The sequence below is a fragment of the Acidovorax sp. LjRoot74 genome (assembly GCF_964254355.1).
Classification (GTDB): domain Bacteria; phylum Pseudomonadota; class Gammaproteobacteria; order Burkholderiales; family Burkholderiaceae_C; genus Acidovorax.
Genome location: NZ_CAXUTI020000001.1, coordinates 4,509,057 through 4,525,035, shown reverse-complemented (window position 1 = coordinate 4,525,035; position 15,979 = coordinate 4,509,057). Strand labels below are relative to the sequence as shown.

General features: G+C 68.3%; 10 protein-coding genes and 2 pseudogenes. 6 read left to right on the top strand and 6 right to left on the bottom strand.

Annotated features, from left to right (window positions below; genetic code table 11):
* Positions 1 to 45: 45 nt before the first annotated feature.
* Complete coding sequence (locus tag ACSQ3O_RS21540; RefSeq protein WP_137748144.1) at positions 46 to 1,014, top strand: alpha-E domain-containing protein; 969 nt, start codon at positions 46 to 48, stop codon at positions 1,012 to 1,014.
* Here ACSQ3O_RS21540 and ACSQ3O_RS21535 read toward each other — a convergent pair.
* From ACSQ3O_RS21535 to ACSQ3O_RS21525, 3 genes and pseudogenes are all read right to left on the bottom strand, one after another.
* Positions 980 to 1,912 (bottom strand): transglutaminase family protein, encoded by a 933-nt coding sequence (locus tag ACSQ3O_RS21535; protein ID WP_436140428.1) that lies wholly within the window; start codon positions 1,910 to 1,912, stop codon positions 980 to 982. The genes ACSQ3O_RS21540 and ACSQ3O_RS21535 overlap by 35 nt on opposite strands.
* Before the next feature lie 2 nt (positions 1,913 to 1,914).
* A complete protein-coding gene (locus ACSQ3O_RS21530) occupies positions 1,915 to 4,548 on the bottom strand; it encodes a circularly permuted type 2 ATP-grasp protein (protein ID WP_436140427.1) in 2,634 nt (877 codons plus the stop codon).
* Positions 4,549 to 4,814: 266 nt separating this feature from the next.
* Positions 4,815 to 6,314 (bottom strand): annotated as a pseudogene (locus tag ACSQ3O_RS21525) (transglutaminase family protein); the annotation flags it as partial.
* A 42-nt stretch (positions 6,315 to 6,356) separates the two neighbouring features.
* Between ACSQ3O_RS21525 and ACSQ3O_RS21520 the strand changes: the two are divergent.
* A protein-coding gene (locus ACSQ3O_RS21520; protein ID WP_436139520.1) for an IS5 family transposase occupies positions 6,357 to 7,168 on the top strand; the annotation gives its coding sequence in 2 pieces (ribosomal slippage) (positions 6,357 to 6,687 and positions 6,687 to 7,168; 813 coding nt in all).
* Between the two features lie 7 nt (positions 7,169 to 7,175).
* Here the strand turns inward: ACSQ3O_RS21520 and ACSQ3O_RS21515 are convergent.
* Positions 7,176 to 9,188, bottom strand: a pseudogene (locus ACSQ3O_RS21515) (transglutaminase family protein); the annotation flags it as partial.
* Between the two features lie 154 nt (positions 9,189 to 9,342).
* Between ACSQ3O_RS21515 and ACSQ3O_RS21510 the strand changes: the two are divergent.
* Positions 9,343 to 10,065, top strand: a complete 723-nt coding sequence (locus tag ACSQ3O_RS21510) for an alpha/beta fold hydrolase (RefSeq protein WP_436140426.1) — start codon at positions 9,343 to 9,345, stop codon at positions 10,063 to 10,065.
* 73 nt (positions 10,066 to 10,138) lie between these two features.
* Here ACSQ3O_RS21510 and panC read toward each other — a convergent pair whose 3' ends face one another.
* Entirely contained in the window at positions 10,139 to 10,978 is an 840-nt protein-coding gene (gene panC / locus ACSQ3O_RS21505) for a pantoate--beta-alanine ligase (protein ID WP_436140425.1), read from the bottom strand.
* Positions 10,979 to 11,027: 49 nt separating this feature from the next.
* Positions 11,028 to 11,909 carry a 3-methyl-2-oxobutanoate hydroxymethyltransferase gene (panB, locus tag ACSQ3O_RS21500; RefSeq protein ID WP_436140424.1) on the bottom strand — a complete coding sequence of 294 codons (882 nt, stop codon included), beginning with the start codon at positions 11,907 to 11,909 and terminating at the stop codon, positions 11,028 to 11,030.
* A 166-nt stretch (positions 11,910 to 12,075) separates the two neighbouring features.
* Here panB and nadC point away from each other — a divergent pair, with 166 nt between their 5' ends.
* Genes nadC through ACSQ3O_RS21485 form a run of 3 tightly spaced genes read left to right on the top strand, consistent with a single transcriptional unit; the run spans position 12,076 to position 15,934 of the window.
* The gene (gene nadC, locus ACSQ3O_RS21495) at positions 12,076 to 12,927 is read left to right on the top strand and encodes a carboxylating nicotinate-nucleotide diphosphorylase (protein ID WP_436140423.1); all 852 of its coding nucleotides are present in this window, start codon (positions 12,076 to 12,078) and stop codon (positions 12,925 to 12,927) included.
* On the top strand, positions 12,924 to 14,054 hold the full coding sequence (nadA, locus tag ACSQ3O_RS21490; protein WP_436140422.1) for a quinolinate synthase NadA: 1,131 nt from the start codon (positions 12,924 to 12,926) through the stop codon (positions 14,052 to 14,054). Before nadC ends, nadA begins: the two co-directional genes overlap by 4 nt.
* Positions 14,055 to 14,107: 53 nt before the next feature.
* Positions 14,108 to 15,934 (top strand): chorismate-binding protein, encoded by a 1,827-nt coding sequence (locus tag ACSQ3O_RS21485; RefSeq protein WP_436140421.1) that lies wholly within the window; start codon positions 14,108 to 14,110, stop codon positions 15,932 to 15,934.
* Positions 15,935 to 15,979: the final 45 nt, after the last annotated feature.

The window sequence follows — 15,979 nt, the reverse complement described above, 5'->3', positions numbered from 1 at the left end:
TGCTTGGTATGGGCAGCGCCACGCCAACCCCGGGAGGACATGACCATGCTGAGCCGCACCGCCGATCACCTGTTCTGGATGGCCCGCTACACCGAGCGGGCCGAGAGCATCGCCCGCATGCTCGATGTGAACCACCAGGCCGCTCTGCTTCCCCAGCCCGCCGATGTGGCCACGCGGGGCTGGCAGGGCCTGCTGTCCATCAGCGAGCTGTTGCCCACCTACACCGCGCTGCATGGCGAGGTCACGCCCGCCAAGGTGCTGGACTTCATGGTCAAGGACCCGGCCAACCCCTCCTCCATCGTGGCTTGCCTGCAGGCGGCGCGCGAGAACGCACGCGCGGTGCGTGGTGCGCTCAACACCGAGGCCTGGGAGATCCAGAACCAGACCTGGCTGGAGGTGAACCGGCTGCTGGCCAGCGGCGCACTGGAGCGCGACCCGGCGCATTTCTTTGAATGGGTGAAGTTCCGCTCGCACCTGTCGCGGGGCGCCACGGTGGGCACGATGCTGCAGGACGAGGCGCTGCACTTCATGCGCCTGGGCACGTTTCTGGAGCGTGCCGACAACACCGCGCGCCTGCTGGATGTGAAATTCCATGCCGTGCAAAGCGATTTTTTGGGCGCGGCGGCCCTCGCACAGGACCAGAGCCGTGACCAGGACTACTACCACTGGAGCGCGGTGCTGCTGAGCGTCTCGGGCTTCGAGACCTACCGCAAGGCCTACAGCGACGTGATCACGCCCGAGCGTGTGGCCGAGCTGCTGATCCTGCGGGCCGACATGCCCCGTTCGCTGCACGCCTGCGTGCAGGCGGTGACGGGCCACCTTGACATGCTGGGCAGCGGCCCGTCGGGCGAGACCCAGCGGCAGGCCGGGCGCTTGCTCGCCCGCCTGAAGTTTGCGTGCATCGACGAAATCTTCACCAACGGCCTGCATGCCTACCTCATGCAGTTCCTGGAGCGGGTGAACGACCTGGGCGCGCGGATCAGCCGGGATTTTCTGGCGCCGTCGGCGGCCTGAAGCCGATGGGTTCCACCGTCACCGCCACCTGCAGCAGGTGGTGGTCGCCACCGTGGATCACGCCGCGCAGCGGCGAGACATCCGAGTAGTCGCGCCCGATGGCCAGGGTCACATAGTCCTCGCCTGCCGCACGGTCGTTGGTGGGGTCCAGGTCAAACCAGGCATCCCCTTCCAGCCCGTCGCCCCGTGGGGCGGCGCAGGGCGACCACACCGACACCCAGGCGTGCGAGGCATCGGCCCCCACCAGCCGGGGCTGCCCGGGCGGGGGCTCGGTCAGCAGGTAGCCGCTCACATACCGGGCTGCCAGGCCCAGGCTGCGCAGGCAGCCGATCATCACGTGGGCAAAGTCCTGGCACACACCCCGGCGCAGCCGCAGCGATTCGAGCGCGGGCGTGCCCGCGTCGGTGGCGTTGGAGGTGTAGGCAAAGTCGGCATGGATGCGTGCCATCAGGTCACGTGCTGCATCCATCAGCGGGCGCCCCGGCGCAAAGCTCTCGGCGGCATAGGCCACAAAGTTCGCGTGCCGGGGGATGTAGGGCGAGGCAAAACTGAACTCGGTGGCCGCGTGGTGGGGCTGGCCGCGCCGGTAGGCCAGGCGCTCGCGCACTGCCTCCCAGGGCTCGCCAGGGGGGGCGGGCGGCGGCGGGCTTGTCTCCAGCAGGCTTTCGGCGCGCACGCGCAACTGCTCGTGGGTGAAAGGCAGGCTGAAGAACGCGCGGGTGTTGCCAAACACGTCCTGCATGGCCTCGCACTGTGCGGGGGCAGGGTCGATCTGCAGCGCATGGGTCAGCACCCGCTGCACCGGGCCGGTGCGCGGGCGCAGGTGGGCCATGTGCTGGGCGTTCTGCACGGCGGGCGTGTACTGGTACACCGTTTCGTGGATGACGCGCAGTTTCATGGTCAGGCCCCTACGCTGTGCCGCAGCGCGTCGGCAGAGTGGGTGAAATAGCGCGTGGCCAGCAGATCCGACAAGCCCATCACGCCCTGCACACAAGCTGCCAGGTACTGCTCCAGCGCGGCGTAGCGACCCTCGGTATCCTGCGTGCACAGTGCCGCCAGCGACAGTTCCGAGGCATCGGGAATGCCCGTGGCGGCGGACTCCCCGGGCGTGCCTGCGGCCGCCTCGATCTTGGCGATGCGCCCGCGCAGCGTCTGGGCCACCCAGGCGAGGGACCGGGGGTTGTCCCGGTCGATCACCAGCAGGTCCAGCAGTGCGGGCATGTCGCGCCGTTGCTGGTACTGCGCATGGAAGGTGATGGTGCTGTCAAACAGCGCCACCATGGCTTCGAAGCCGCCCTCATCAAACACCGCCCCAGTCTGCAGGCCGCTGTCCAGCGCAGCCGCCAGAAAGCCCAGTCGCTCCAGGTGCCGCCCGATGGACAGCAGGCGCCAGCCGTCGTCGCGTGTCATGCGGTCGGTCTGCTGGCCCGTCATGGCGGCGGTGCGGCCGCTCAGGGTTTCGAGCTGACGCAATGCCTCCAGCGGTGAGTGGTCGCCGTCGTCGGCACCGGGGGGGCGCTGCGCAAAAAACTCGGCTTCGGTGCTCACGATCAGATTCCAGTGCTCCTGCGACAGGCGGTCGCGCACGGCCGAGGCGGCGCCCAGGATGCCACGCAGGTTGTAGCCCACGCTGGTGACCTGGGCGGGCTGGGTCAGCCCTGCAACGAGTGAACGCTCGAACACGCGCCGAGCCTGGGTGGCGGGTGGCACCGATGGCAGCACCAGGCCCTGGCCCACGGCCAGGGTGCTGAGCCAGGCCAGCAGCGGTTGTGAGGATTGGTCTTCGCCGTTCAGGCACTGCAGCGCAATGCGCGCCAGGCGCGTGACGTTCTCGGTGCGCTCGGTGTAGCGGCCCAGCCAGAACAGGTTTTCGGCCGCGCGGCTGGTCACCTGGCGGCTGCGGTGCACCACGGCCGGGGCGCTCTGGTTGTGGGCCAGCAGTGTGGTGGTGTCCACCGGGTCATCGGTCTGCACCCACACATCGGCGCTGCTGCCGCCGCGTTGCATCGAGGCAATCTCGCGCTCGTCGGTGGCGATGCGCGCCAGCCCGCCGGGCAGCACGCGCCACGAGCCCGGGCCGTCGCACACGGCAAACACGCGCAGCATCACCGAGCGCGGGGCGATGTGGCTGCCGCCATGGCTGCTACCGTCGCTGCCTTCGGTGCGCCAGGTGGGCACCTGCGACAGCGGCAGGTAGGCCTGCACGGTGTATTCATCGCCCTGGCCCTGGATGTGTTCCGTCCACCGGGCCAGGTCTTGGGGCGACAAGGTGCCGCCCAGCACGGGGGGCCGCTGCAGGCTGGGCCAGGTGGGCCTTATCACGCTGTGGGGCAGCTGGGGCAACACGGCCTGCTGGGCCGCCTGCTCGCCACACCACCAGGTGGGCAGCGAGGGCAGGGCCAGTTCTTCGCCCAGCAGGTGGCGCGACAGCGCAGGCATGAAGCCCAGCATGGCCGAGGATTCGAGGAACGCCGAGCCCGGCGCATTGGCCACCAGCACGTTGCCCGCGCGAATGGCCTGCAGCAAGCCGGGCACGCCCAGGCGCGAGTCGCTGCGCAGCTCCAGCGGGTCCAGAAACTCGTCATCCAGGCGCTTCAAGATGCCGTGCACCGGCTGCAGGCCGTGCAGTGTCTTGAGGTACAGGCGCGCGTCGCGCACGGTGAGGTCGTTGCCCTCCACCAGCGTCAGACCCAGGTAGCGCGCCAGGTAAGCATGCTCGAAGTAGGTCTCGTTGTACGGGCCGGGTGTGAGCAGCACGATGCGCGCATCCGCCCCCGCCGGGCTCATCTGCCGCAGGCCATCGAGCAGCGCGCGGTAGGTGGCGGCCAGGCGCTGCACATGCATCTGGCTGAACGCCTCGGGGAACAGGCGCGAGATCAGCAGCCGGTTTTCCAGCAAATACCCCAGGCCTGAGGGCGCCTGCGTGCGCTGCGTGACCACCCACCAGGCGCCCTGCGCATCGCGCGCCATGTCGAACGCTGCAATCGGCAGGTGCGTGCCGCCCACGGGCTGCACGCCGTGCATGGCGCGCAGATAGCCGGGGTGGCCCTGCACCAGCGCACTGGGCAGCAGGCCCGTGCGCAGCAGCTCCTGCGGGCCATACACGTCGGCCATCACCTGGTCGAGCAGGCGCGCGCGCTGCAACACGCCGCGCTCGATGTGCGCCCAGTCGCCCTGCGAGAGGATCAGCGGGAACAGGTCCACCGACCAGGGCCGCTGCGGGCCATTGCTGTCGGCGTACACGTTGTAGGTGATGCCGTTGTCGCGCACCTGCCGCTGCAGGCTCTGCATGCGCCGGTCCAGGTCCTGAAAGCCTTCGGGACCCAAATGCTCAAAAAAATCGGCCCATGCGCGCGACAGGTCTGGGTTGTTTGCTATTGAAGAAGGAGTATTCGCGGCACCTGCCAGGTGGCTGGTGGGGGGCGTGGGCGCGCTGACACCGGCGCCCCGCAGCTCATCAAAATGCCCCGCCGCAGCGGCGGGCACCAGCGCGGCAGCCAGCTGGGCCGCGCTTTCAGGGAGGTCGGTGGGCAAGAGGCGGTCGTTGGGGTTTGTCACTGCACTCGATTTTCGGGCATTTGGTCTCCGGCACTCTGCGGGTTACCCGCACCCGTCGAAACCGGCGCGGCCGATGCCAGGGACGCCGAGCAAGGGCCGCCCCGCAGCGAGGGCGTCGTCCCCCTTTTGGGGGCTGAGGGCCGCGGCTCCAAGCCTGCCTGCGCAGGCTTGGACGTGCCCGAAGAGCCGCCGCCTCTGGCGGGGGCACCGAGGCGCCGCAGGCGACTCAGGGGGTGGCTTTCCTACGGCCGCATCTTGCGCCGCAGATCCAGCGTGAACGGAAACTCCCGGCTGCCCGGCAATTCAATCGTCGCAGGCGGCACCGCCAGCCGCCCCGGCGTGTGGCCCATGCGCGAGAAGCGCGCCAGGCGGCGGCTTTCGGCCTCGTACGCGTTGACCGGGAAGGTGTCGTAGTTGCGCCCACCCGGGTGCGCCACGTGGTACTGGCAGCCGCCCAGCGAGCGGTTCATCCACGTGTCCACGATGTCAAACGTGAGCGGTGCGTGCGCGCCAATGGTGGGGTGCAGGGCCGAGGGCGGGTTCCAGGCCTTGTAGCGCACGCCCGCCACAAAATCGCCGGTCGTGCCCGTGCTTTGCAGCGGCAGCGGCTGGCCGTTGACGGTGACCACATGGCGGCTTTCGTTCATGCCCGTCACGCGCACCTCGATGCGCTCCAGCGACGAGTCCACATAGCGCACCGTGCCGCCCGCAGAGCCTTCCTCGCCCATCACATGCCAGGGCTCCAGCGCGTTGCGCAGTGTCAACTCCACGCCCATCGACTTCACTGTGCCGACCATCGGGAAGCGGAACTCGAACTGCGGCGCAAACCAGGCGGGGTCAAACGCATAGCCTGCGGCGTTCATCTCGGCCACCACGTCGTGCATGTCCTGCTGGATGAAGGTGGGCAGCATCCAGCGGTCGTGCAACTCTGTACCCCAGCGGGCGGCGGGCGCGCGGTAGGGCGCCTTCCAGAAGCGCGCGATCAAGGCGCGCAGCAGCAACTGTTGCACCACGCTCATGTGGGCATGGGGCGGCATCTCAAAGGCGCGTAGCTCCAGCAGGCCCAGGCGGCCGGTGCTGCTGTCGGGCGAGAACATCTTGTCGATGCTGAACTCGCTGCGGTGCGTGTTGCCCGTCACGTCCACCAGGATGTTGCGCAGCGTGCGGTCCACCAGCCAGGGGGGCATGTCCTGGCCATAGATCGCGCGGTTGGCCTCGATCTCGCGCAGGGCGATCTCCAGCTCGTAGAGCTGGTCGTTGCGCGCCTCGTCCACGCGGGGCGACTGGCTGGTGGGGCCGATGAACAGGCCGCTGAACAAATAGCTCAGGCTCGGGTGGTTGTGCCAGTACAGCAGCAGGCTGGCCAGCAGCTCGGGCTTGCGCAAGAAGGGCGAGTCCGCCGGTGTGGCACCGCCCATCACAAAGTGGTTGCCGCCGCCGGTGCCGGTGTGCCGGCCATCGGTCATGAACTTCTCGGCCGACAGGCGCGTCTCCCACGCGGCCTGGTACAGAAACTCGGTGTGCTGCACCAGCTCCTTCCAGTGGCTGGCGGGGTGGATGTTCACCTCGATCACGCCCGGGTCGGGCGTCACGGCCAGCACCTTCAGGCGTGCGTCGCGCGGCGGCGGGTAGCCTTCGAGCACGATCTTCATGCCCAGTTCTTCGGCCGTGGCTTCGATAGCGGCCAGCAGGTCCAGGTAGTCGTCCAGTCGCGCCAGCGGGGGCATAAGAGCGGCTAACAAAAGCCTGTCATCGCCCAATGCCCGATGTGCGTTTGATACGGCATGGGAAAAAACAGGAACAAAGAAATCAGCGCGGCGCTGTACAAAAGGCTTGAGCCGTTGCTGCCGACCGCGAAACCCTCGCCCAAGGGCGGCAGGCCGCGACTGAGTGATGAGCTGGCCTTGAATGGCATCCTGTTCGTGCTGCGCACGGGCACGCCTTGGGAGCACCTGCCCCAGGAACTGGGCTTTGGCAGTGGCATGACCTGCTGGAGACGACTGCGTGACTGGCAGGCCGCCGGTGTGTGGCACCGTCTGCATCTGGCGTTACTGGACGAACTGCGCAGTGCAGACAAACTTGACTTCAGCCGCGCCAGCGTGGATGGGGCCAGCGTGCCCAGCCCCCGGGGGGCCCGTACACGGGCCCCAACCCCACGGACCGGGGCAAACTCGGCAGCAAGCGCCACATCATCACGGACCGCCAGGGCATCCCGCTGATCTTTTGCGTCACCGGAGCCAACCGCCATGACTCGGTGGTGTTCGATGAGCTGGTTGACGCATTGCCAGCGGTGGGCGGCAAGCGCGGCAGGCGCCGCCGCTGGCCCGAGAAGCTGCATGCGGACAAAGGCTATGACTACCCTCGGTGCCGTGCCCACCTCAAGCGCCGAGGCATCCAGGATCGCATCGCCCGCAAAGGCATCGAGCGCAATGACCGGCTCGGGCGCCATCGGTGGGTTGTCGAGCGCACCCATGCCTGGCTCGCTGCCTTTGGCAAGCTGCGCACCCGCTTCGAGCGCCGCATCGACGTTCATGTGGCCCTGCTTTCCCTAGCTTGCTGCATCATCTGCATTCGCAATCTTCTTCCGTTTTGTTAGCCGCTCTAAATACGTAGAGCACGCCGTACTTCTCGCCCACCTTCTCGGCCTTGGGGCCGCTCGCGCGGCGCGGGTCGCGCACCTCCACGCACAGCGCGGTGCGCGACAGGCCTGCGGCCGACTGGAACTTGCCCGGGGGCTGCATGCCCGCATGGGGGTCGGGCTGCCCGGCCTGGCGTGCGTGGTCGCCGCCTGCGGTGCCTTGCGCCACGCGACGTGCCTCGCCCGGTGCGGTGGCGCCCGCCAGGTAGGGCAGGTCGTGGTCGCCGGTGACGGGGCCTGCGGGCACGGAATACCGCGCCCGCAGCGTGGTCGCAGCGGGCAGCGGGCCCTGGGGCGCGGTCGGGTCTTGCGGGATCAGGTGCTCGGTGTCCGAGGCCTTCACCCAGGGCAGGGCATCGAGCGGCAGGCGGTAGCCCATGGGCGAATCGCCGGGGATGAGCAGCATGCGGTCGTCGCGGAAGAACCACGGCCCGGTGCTCCACACGCTGCCCGCCAGCGTGCCCGCGCCCACGCCTGCCTGCAGCGGCAGCACATAGCCCACCACGCTGTCGAGCTTTTGCTCGAACACGCGGCGCAGGCGCGCGCGCTCCAGCTCATCGTCCAGGCGCGCGTCAAACGGGTCCACGTTGACGGGCAGGCGCCGCTCGCGCCAAAGGTAGTAGAAGGTGTCTTCGTAGCCGGGCTGGATGTGGCGGTCCGTCACGCCCAGCTTGCGCGTGAGGTGGCGCACAAAACGTTCGGCATCAGCACTGGTGTAGTGGGATGGATCACGTTCGTCGGCAAACAGCGCGGGGTTCTGCCACGCGGGCTGGCCATCAGTGCGCCAGCAGATGGACAGCGCCCAGCGCGGCAACTGCTCGCCCGGGTACCACTTGCCCTGGCCAAAGTGCAGAAAGCCGCCCTGGCCGTATTCGGCGCGCAGCTTGTGCGTGAGTTCGGTGGCAAAGCCGCGTTTGGTGGGACCCAGCGCGTCGGTGTTCCACTCGGGCGCGTCGCGGTCGCCCACGGCCACAAAGGTGGGCTCGCCGCCCATGGTCAGGCGCACGTCGCCCGCCACCAGGTCGGCATCCACCTGCTCGCCCAGGGCCAGCACGGCCTGCCACTGGTCCTCGGTGTAGGGCTTGGTCACGCGGGGCGATTCGTAAATGCGCGTCACTCGCATCTCGTGGCTGAAGTCCACCTCGGCCTTGTCCACGCCGCCTTCAATCGGCGCGGCGCCCGAGGGCTGTGGTGTGCAAGCGAGCGGGATGTGGCCTTCGCCCGCCATCAGGCCGCTGGTGGCGTCCAGGCCAATCCAGCCCGCGCCGGGCAGGTAGACCTCGCACCAGGCGTGCAGGTCGGTGAAGTCGTGGTCGGTGCCGCTGGGGCCGTCCAGCGCCTTCACGTCGGGGGTCAGCTGGATCAGGTAGCCCGACACAAACCGCGCTGCCAGCCCCAGGTGGCGCAGTAGCTGCACCAGCAGCCAGCCCGAGTCGCGGCACGAGCCGCTGGCTTTTTGCAGCGTCTCCTCGGCCGTCTGCACGCCGGGCTCCAGGCGGATCAGGTAGCGAATGTCCTGCGACACCTGCTGGTTGAGTTTGACCAGAAAGTCGATGGTGCGCTGCTTGCTGCGGTCCACCTTGTCCAGGTACTTTTGCACCAGCGGCGTCATCGGCTCGGTGGCCAGGTAGGGCGCCAGCTCCTGCTGCACATCGCTGCTGTAGTTGAACGGAATGTTCTCGGCCTCGGGCTCCAGGAAGAAGTCGAAGGGGTTGTACACCGCCATCTCCACTACCAGGTCCACCGTGACCTTGAACTCGCGCGTCTTCTCGGGGAAGACCAGCCGCGCCTGGTAGTTGGCAAACGGGTCTTGCTGCCAGTTGACGAAGTGCTGTGCGGGCTCGACCTTGAGCGAGTACGAAATCACATTGCTGCGGCAATGGGGCGCAGGCCGCAATCGGATCGTCTGCGGCCCGAGGCCGACCAGCCGGTCGTATTGGTAATGCGTGACGTGGTGGAGCGCGGCGTGGATGGGCATATGCAGGCCATGCTAGCAAGTCCCGAGCCATCGCGGGCAACTATTCCCGGGCCGGTGACACGCGGTCATGGGCTGTTCACAATGTGCGCTGCCGTGCGGCTGGGCCTTCATTGCCAGAGCGCGCACCATCTTGGTGATAACCCCTTTTCTGCCCATGACCCTTCCACCCCAACTTCTGCTCCTGCCCGGCCTGGCCGCCGATGAACGCATGTGGCACGGCGTGCTGCCGCTGCTGCCCGCCGCGCTGCGCCCCGAGGTCGCCACCGCCCACCAGGACGTGAGCCTGCATCGCATCGAGGACTTTGCCGCCCGCCTCTTGGCGCAGCACGCGGGGCCGCTGGTGCTGGCGGGCGCATCGATGGGCGGCATGATCGCCATGGAGGCAGCGCGCCAGGCGCCGCAGCGGGTGGCAGGGCTGGCGCTGCTGGGCACGACCGCACGGCCCGAGACGCCCGACATGCGCGCCCTGCGCGAAGGCGCCATCGCGCTGTTTGAGCAGGGCCGGGTGCGCGAGGTCATCGAACCCAACGTGGCCCTGGCCTTCCACCCCGTGAACGCTGTGAAGGCGGAGCTGGTGCAGGCCTACCTGGACTTTGTGCTGGACGCGGGCCCCGACCACCTGGTGCGCCAGAACCGCGCCGTGATCCACCGCCCCGATGCGCGGTTGCACCTGCCGCAGGTGGCTTGTCCCGTGCTGGTGGTGTGTGGCGCGGCCGACCAGCTCACGCCGCCCGAATGCTCGGCAGAGATTGTGGCGCTGGTGCCCGGCGCCGAGCACCACCTGCTGCCGGGCAGCGGCCACATGCTGACCATGGAGCAGCCCGAGGTGGTGACCAGCTTGCTGGTGCAGTGGCTGGCCCGCAATGGATGGATTTGATCTGAGGTTCGAGGCCTTTTTGGCCGCTACCGGTTGATAGGTAAGCGCTGATAGCTATTGAATTAATAGCTAATCAAAACTCCAGGTTGTCAATCAACCGCGTGCTGCCCAGCCGTGCCGCACCCAGCGCCACCAGCGTGCCCGCCGCATCCTCGGCCGTGGCGGGCAGCAGGTCGGCCCGGCGGCGCACCGTGAGGTAGTCGGGCGCCCAGCCCCGCGCGCGCAGCGCGTCTTGCGCCTGGGCCTCCAGCGCGCTGCGGTCGCCGGTGTCCAGCCACTGCTGGGCCAGCCGCTTCAGGGCCTGCGACAGGGCCACGGCCTCTTGGCGTTCTTCCAGGCCCAGATAGCCATTGCGTGAACTCAGCGCCAGGCCATCGGCCGCGCGGCAGGTCTCGCCCGCCAAGATGTCGATGGGCAGCGCAAACTGCCGCACCATGTGGCGGATCACCATGAGCTGCTGGTAGTCCTTCTTGCCAAACACGGCCACGCCACCGGTGGCGCCCAGCACGCAGGCAAACAGCTTCATCACCACCGTGCTCACGCCCACAAAAAAGCCGGGGCGGGAGTGGCCCTCCAGCATGTCGGCGAGCTGCGGGTTGGGGTGCACCTTGAAGGTCTGGGGCTCGGGGTAGAGGTCCGTCTCGCGCGGGGCAAACAGCACATCGCAACCGGCGGCCTGCAACTGTGCGCAGTCTGCCTCCCAGGTGCGCGGGTAGCTGTCAAAGTCCTCGTGCGGCAAAAACTGCAGGCGGTTCACAAAGATGCTGGCCACGGTTACATCGCCCAGTGGCTTGGCTTGGCGCACGAGAGCAATGTGCCCCTCGTGCAGGTTGCCCATGGTAGGCACAAAGGCGGGGCGGCGGTAAGGGGCCAGGGCCTGGCGCAGGTCGGCAACGGAGCGGGCAATCAGCATGGGGTGGGAAGGGTCAAAGATAGAAAATCGGTGAAGGCCGGAGGGGCTCTTACCAGGCGTGCTGGGCGTTGTCGGGAAAACTGCCCCGCTTCACGGCCTGAACATACGCCTCCATGGCGCCGCGCACGCTGCCCGCGTCCTGCATGAAGTTGTGCACGAACTTTGGCATCTTCCCGAGGTTCATCCCAAGCATGTCGTGCAACACCAGCACCTGCCCGGCGGTGCCGTTGCCTGCGCCGATGCCGATGGTGTGGCAGTGCGGCAGCTCGGCCGTGAGGTCGGCGGCCAGCACGGCGGGCACCATCTCCAGCACCAGCATGGCGGCGCCTGCGTCCTGCAGTTCGTGCGCCTCTTTGCGCAGCGTGCGGGCGGCATCGTCGGTTTTGCCCTGCACGCGGTAGCCGCCCAGCGCGTGCACTGTTTGTGGTGTGAGGCCCAGGTGGGCACACACCGGCACGCCGCGCTGCACCAAGAATTCCACTGTGGGCGCCGTCCAGCCGCCGCCTTCGAGCTTGACCATGTGTGCCCCCGCCTGCATCAGCACACAGGCGCTGCGCAGCGCCTGCTCGCGGCTTTCGGCATAGGTGCCATAGGGCAGGTCGGCCACCAGCCATGCAGTGCCCTGCACGCGGTGCAGGCCGCGCGCCACGCTGGCGGTGTGGTAGGCCATGGTGTCGAGTTGAACACCCACGGTGCTGGGCAGGCCCTGGCACACCATGCCCAGCGAGTCGCCCACCAGAATGCATTCCACCCCCGCCGCATCGGCCACGGCGGCAAAGGTGGCGTCGTAGGCTGTGAGCATGGTGATTTTTTCGCCCGCTGCGCGCATCTGCGCCAGGCGCGGCAGGCTCACAGGGCGGCGCTGGGGCAGGGGCGATGCAGGCGGCAGCGTGCCGTAGGGCGTGGCAGAAACAGGGCTGGTGGCGGTCATGGAGCGCGGTAGGGCCAAAAAATTGCCGCGAGTCTATGCGACCAATACTGGGTGTACTTATTGGTTTCCTGCGCGGGCGGGGCGGGCCTGCACTGGCACAGTGGCCTTTGCGTTCCCGGTATGCTCGCGGCCCATGACAGCAGCGACACCCCCCGCGAAAAGCACCATGAGAGACAACGACGATGTGAAGGCCCTGGCCCAGGCCGATGTGGCCCGCGCCCTGGCCGAAGACGTGGGCACCGGCGACCTTACCGCCGGCCTGATCGACCCCGCCCGCCGAGCCCGCGCGCGCATCCTGGCGCGCGAAGCCGCCGTGATCTGCGGCGCCCCCTGGGCCGAAGCGGCCCTGCGCGCACTCGACCCCACGGTGCAGATCACCTGGCATGTGGCCGAGGGCCAGCGCTGCGCTGCCGACCAGGTGGTGCTGGAGCTGGAAGGCCAGGCCCGCGCACTGCTGAGCGCCGAGCGCACCGCGCTCAACTTTCTGCAGCTGCTGTCGGCTGTGGCCACCAAGACCCGCGCCTATGTGGACGTTGTGGCCGGTACGCGTGCGCAGATCGTGGACACGCGCAAGACCATTCCCGGTCTGCGCCTGGCGCAAAAGTACGCTGTGCGCGTGGGCGGCGGCACCAACCACCGCATTGGCCTGCACGATGCGGTGCTCATCAAAGAGAACCACATTGCAGCCGCCGGTGGCGTGACGGCCGTGCTGCGCGCTGCACAGGCCGTGGCCGCGCAGGCGACCTTCATCGAGATCGAAGTGGAAACCCTGGAGCAGTTGACCGAGGCGCTGAATGCGGGCGCCAAAATGGTGCTGCTGGACAACATGCCGCTGCCCATGTTGCGCGAGGCCGTGCGCATCAATGCAGGCCGCGCGATTCTGGAAATCTCGGGCGGCGTCACGCTCGAAGGTTTGCGCGAACTGGCCGAGACCGGCGTGGACCGCATCTCCATCGGCACGCTGACCAAGGACGTGAAGGCCACCGACTTTTCGATGCGCCTGCAGGAGCTGGCATGAGCACTGCAACCCTGAACCGCATCGACGTCGAATACGAGCAGCCCGACGAGGCGACATCGGGCGCCGTCTGCTCCACCAAACACGCCTGGGCGCGCGTGCCGCCCGAGCCCTCGCAGGCAGAACGTGCCGCGCTGAAAGACAAGATCCGCCGCCTGCTCAAGGAAAAGAACGCCGTCATGGTCTCGCACTACTACGTGCACCCCGACCTGCAAGATCTGGCCGAGGAAACCGGCGGCCTGGTGAGCGATTCGCTGGAGATGGCCCGCTTTGGCCGTGACCATGCCGCGCAGACCCTGGTGGTGAGCGGCGTGCGCTTCATGGGCGAGACGGCAAAAATTCTGAGCCCGGAAAAGACCGTGCTCATGCCCGACCTGGATGCCACCTGCTCGCTGGACCTGGGCTGCCCCATCGACGAATTCAGCGCGTTTTGCAACCAGCACCCCGACCGCACCGTGGTCGTCTACGCCAACACCAGCGCAGCCGTGAAGGCGCGGGCGGACTGGCTGGTCACGTCGAGCTGTGCGCTGGAGATCGTGAGCGCGCTCAAGGCCGCAGGCCAGAAGATCCTGTGGGCCCCCGACCGCCACCTAGGCGCCTACATCCAGCGCGAGACCGGCGCCGACATGGTGTTCTGGAACGGCGCCTGCATCGTGCACGACGAATTCAAGGCGCTGGAGCTGGAGCTTCTGAAGAAGCAGTACCCACAGGCCAAAGTGCTGGTCCACCCGGAAAGCCCCGCCGACGTCGTGGCTCTGGCTGACGCCGTGGGCTCCACCAGCGCCATCCTCAAGGCCGCGCGCGAGATGGATGCCACCGAGTTCATCGTGGCCACCGACAACGGCATGATGCACAAGCTGCGCACGCTCAACCCCGGCAAGACGTTTTACGAAGCCCCCACCGCTGGCAACAGCGCCACCTGCAAAAGCTGCGCGCACTGCCCCTGGATGGCCATGAACGGCCTGGCCGATGTGGCCCGCGTGCTGGAGACGGGGGCCAATGCCGTGCATGTGGACCCGGCGTTGATCCCGCGTGCGCGCCAGCCGATTGACCGCATGCTGGCCTTTACGGCGGCGCTCAAGAATGGACAGCCCACGGCCACCCTGGTGCCGCACCTGGGGGCCGCCTGAGGTCGTCGCAGAAGCATCTGTACAGTCATTTGCTCTGCTATTGATAGCTAACTATGCCCACTGGTCAGGCGCCAGTGGCCTTTTTGTTTGTGATTTCTCGCATTGACTTCACCCAGCCGCTGGCCCCCGGCGCTCCGCGCCTGCGCCACGCCTTTGGCACCCCCCGCGAGGTGCTGGCCGCCCATGCGCTGCACGAGGTGCGTGGCGTGCTCGACGCGGTGCATGCCGCTGCAGAGCAGGGCCGCTGGTGCGTGGGCTTTGTGCGCTACGAGGCGGCTGCAGCCTTCGATGCCGCGCTGCGGACCCACGCGGCCGACGGCCCGCTGGTCTGGTTTGCGGTGTACGACGCGCCGCTGCCCTGGTCCGCGCCGGATGCCGAACCTCCCGCACAGGTGACGTGGACCGACAGCCCCGACCGCGCCACGTTCGATGCCGCGCTGGCGCAGATCCAGCGGGCGATTGCCGCGGGCGAGCTGTACCAGGTCAACCACACGGCGCCGCTGCACGGCACGCTGCAGGGCTCACCGCAGGCCCTGTTTGCCGCGCTGCAGCGCGCCCAGCCCGGCGGGTATGCGGCGCACATCGATACCGGGGGTGAGCAGGTGCTTTCTGTTTCGCCCGAGCTGTTTTTTGACTGGCAAGACGCGCCGGAGGGCGGCCAGCTCCTGACCCGGCCCATGAAGGGCACGGCCCCGCGCGGCGCCACCCCCGAAGACGATGCGCAGCAGGCCGCGCACCTGCGCACGGCGCCCAAGGAGCGCGCCGAAAACGTGATGATCGTGGACCTGCTGCGCAACGATGTGTCGCGCATTGCGCTGCCCCACAGCGTGCGGGTGCCCGCGCTGTTTGCCACGCAGGCCCTGCCCACCGTGTGGCAGATGACCTCGGATGTGACCGCACGCACGCGGCCTGGCACCACGCTGACCGATGTCTTTGCCGCGCTGTTCCCCTGCGGCTCGGTCACCGGTGCACCCAAGGTGCGCGCCATGCAGATGATCCATGCGCTGGAGGGGGCGCCGCGTGGCGTCTACTGCGGCGCCGTGGGCGTGGTGCGCCCGGCCGGGCCGCCCGGTGCGCAGGGCCGGCATGCGGTGGCCGCGACCTTCAACGTGCCCATCCGCACCGTGGTGTTGCACGCGGATGGCGACCAGACCCGCACCACCCGCGCTGTCTGCGGCATTGGCAGCGGCATCACGTCGGGCGCGCTGGCCGATGCCGAGTGGCAAGAGTGGCAGCACAAGCGCGCGTTTGTGGAGCGCGCTAGCCAGCCCTTTGACCTGCTCGAAACCCTGGCGCTGGAGGCGGGTAGTTTTCGGCACCGGGCGGACCACCTGGCGCGCCTGCAGTCGGCGGCGGCACACTTCGGTGTGCCTTGGGATGCGGCGGCGGTAACGCAATGCCTGCAGGCCCTGGCGGCGGAGCATGCTGACGGGGCCTGGCGCGTGCGCCTGCTTTTGGACGCCACCGGCACACCCCGGGCCGAGGCCTTTGCCCTGCAGCCCACCGCCGAGCCCGTGCGCCTGCAACTGGCCCCGCGCCCGCTGGCCGAGGCCCACAGCGAGTTTGTGCGCTACAAGACCACGCGCCGCGCGCACTACGCGGCGTTCGCACCCACCACGCCCGGTGTGTTCGACACGGTGTTGTGGAACGCGGCGGGCGAGATCACCGAGAGCACCTTTGGCAACATCGCTGCGCTCATCGACGGGCGCTGGGTGACGCCGCCCCTGTCCTGCGGCCTGCTGCCCGGTGTGGGCCGCGCCGTGGCGCTGCGCGAGGGCCGGGTGGTGGAAGCGGTGTTGCGCGTGGCCGATGTGCCCCGGGTGCAGTGCTGGGCCTTCATCAACAGCCTGCGCGGTTGGCTGGCTGCTACGCTTGGTTAACAGTAGATTTGAAGGGAATTGGCCCCCAGCGCCCGTGGGCCAAGC

What these genes read in the sequence shown, in the direction of transcription:
- ACSQ3O_RS21540 (WP_137748144.1), top strand. Translation starts at nt 46, where the DNA reads ATGCTGAGCCGCACCGCCGATCACCTGTTCTGGATGGCCCGCTACACC.
- ACSQ3O_RS21535 (WP_436140428.1), bottom strand. Translation starts at nt 1,912, where the DNA reads ATGAAACTGCGCGTCATCCACGAAACGGTGTACCAGTACACGCCCGCC.
- ACSQ3O_RS21510 (WP_436140426.1), top strand. Translation starts at nt 9,343, where the DNA reads ATGACCCTTCCACCCCAACTTCTGCTCCTGCCCGGCCTGGCCGCCGAT.
- panC (WP_436140425.1), bottom strand. Translation starts at nt 10,978, where the DNA reads ATGCTGATTGCCCGCTCCGTTGCCGACCTGCGCCAGGCCCTGGCCCCT.
- panB (WP_436140424.1), bottom strand. Translation starts at nt 11,909, where the DNA reads ATGACCGCCACCAGCCCTGTTTCTGCCACGCCCTACGGCACGCTGCCG.
- nadC (WP_436140423.1), top strand. Translation starts at nt 12,076, where the DNA reads ATGAGAGACAACGACGATGTGAAGGCCCTGGCCCAGGCCGATGTGGCC.
- nadA (WP_436140422.1), top strand. Translation starts at nt 12,924, where the DNA reads ATGAGCACTGCAACCCTGAACCGCATCGACGTCGAATACGAGCAGCCC.
- ACSQ3O_RS21485 (WP_436140421.1), top strand. Translation starts at nt 14,108, where the DNA reads ATGCCCACTGGTCAGGCGCCAGTGGCCTTTTTGTTTGTGATTTCTCGC.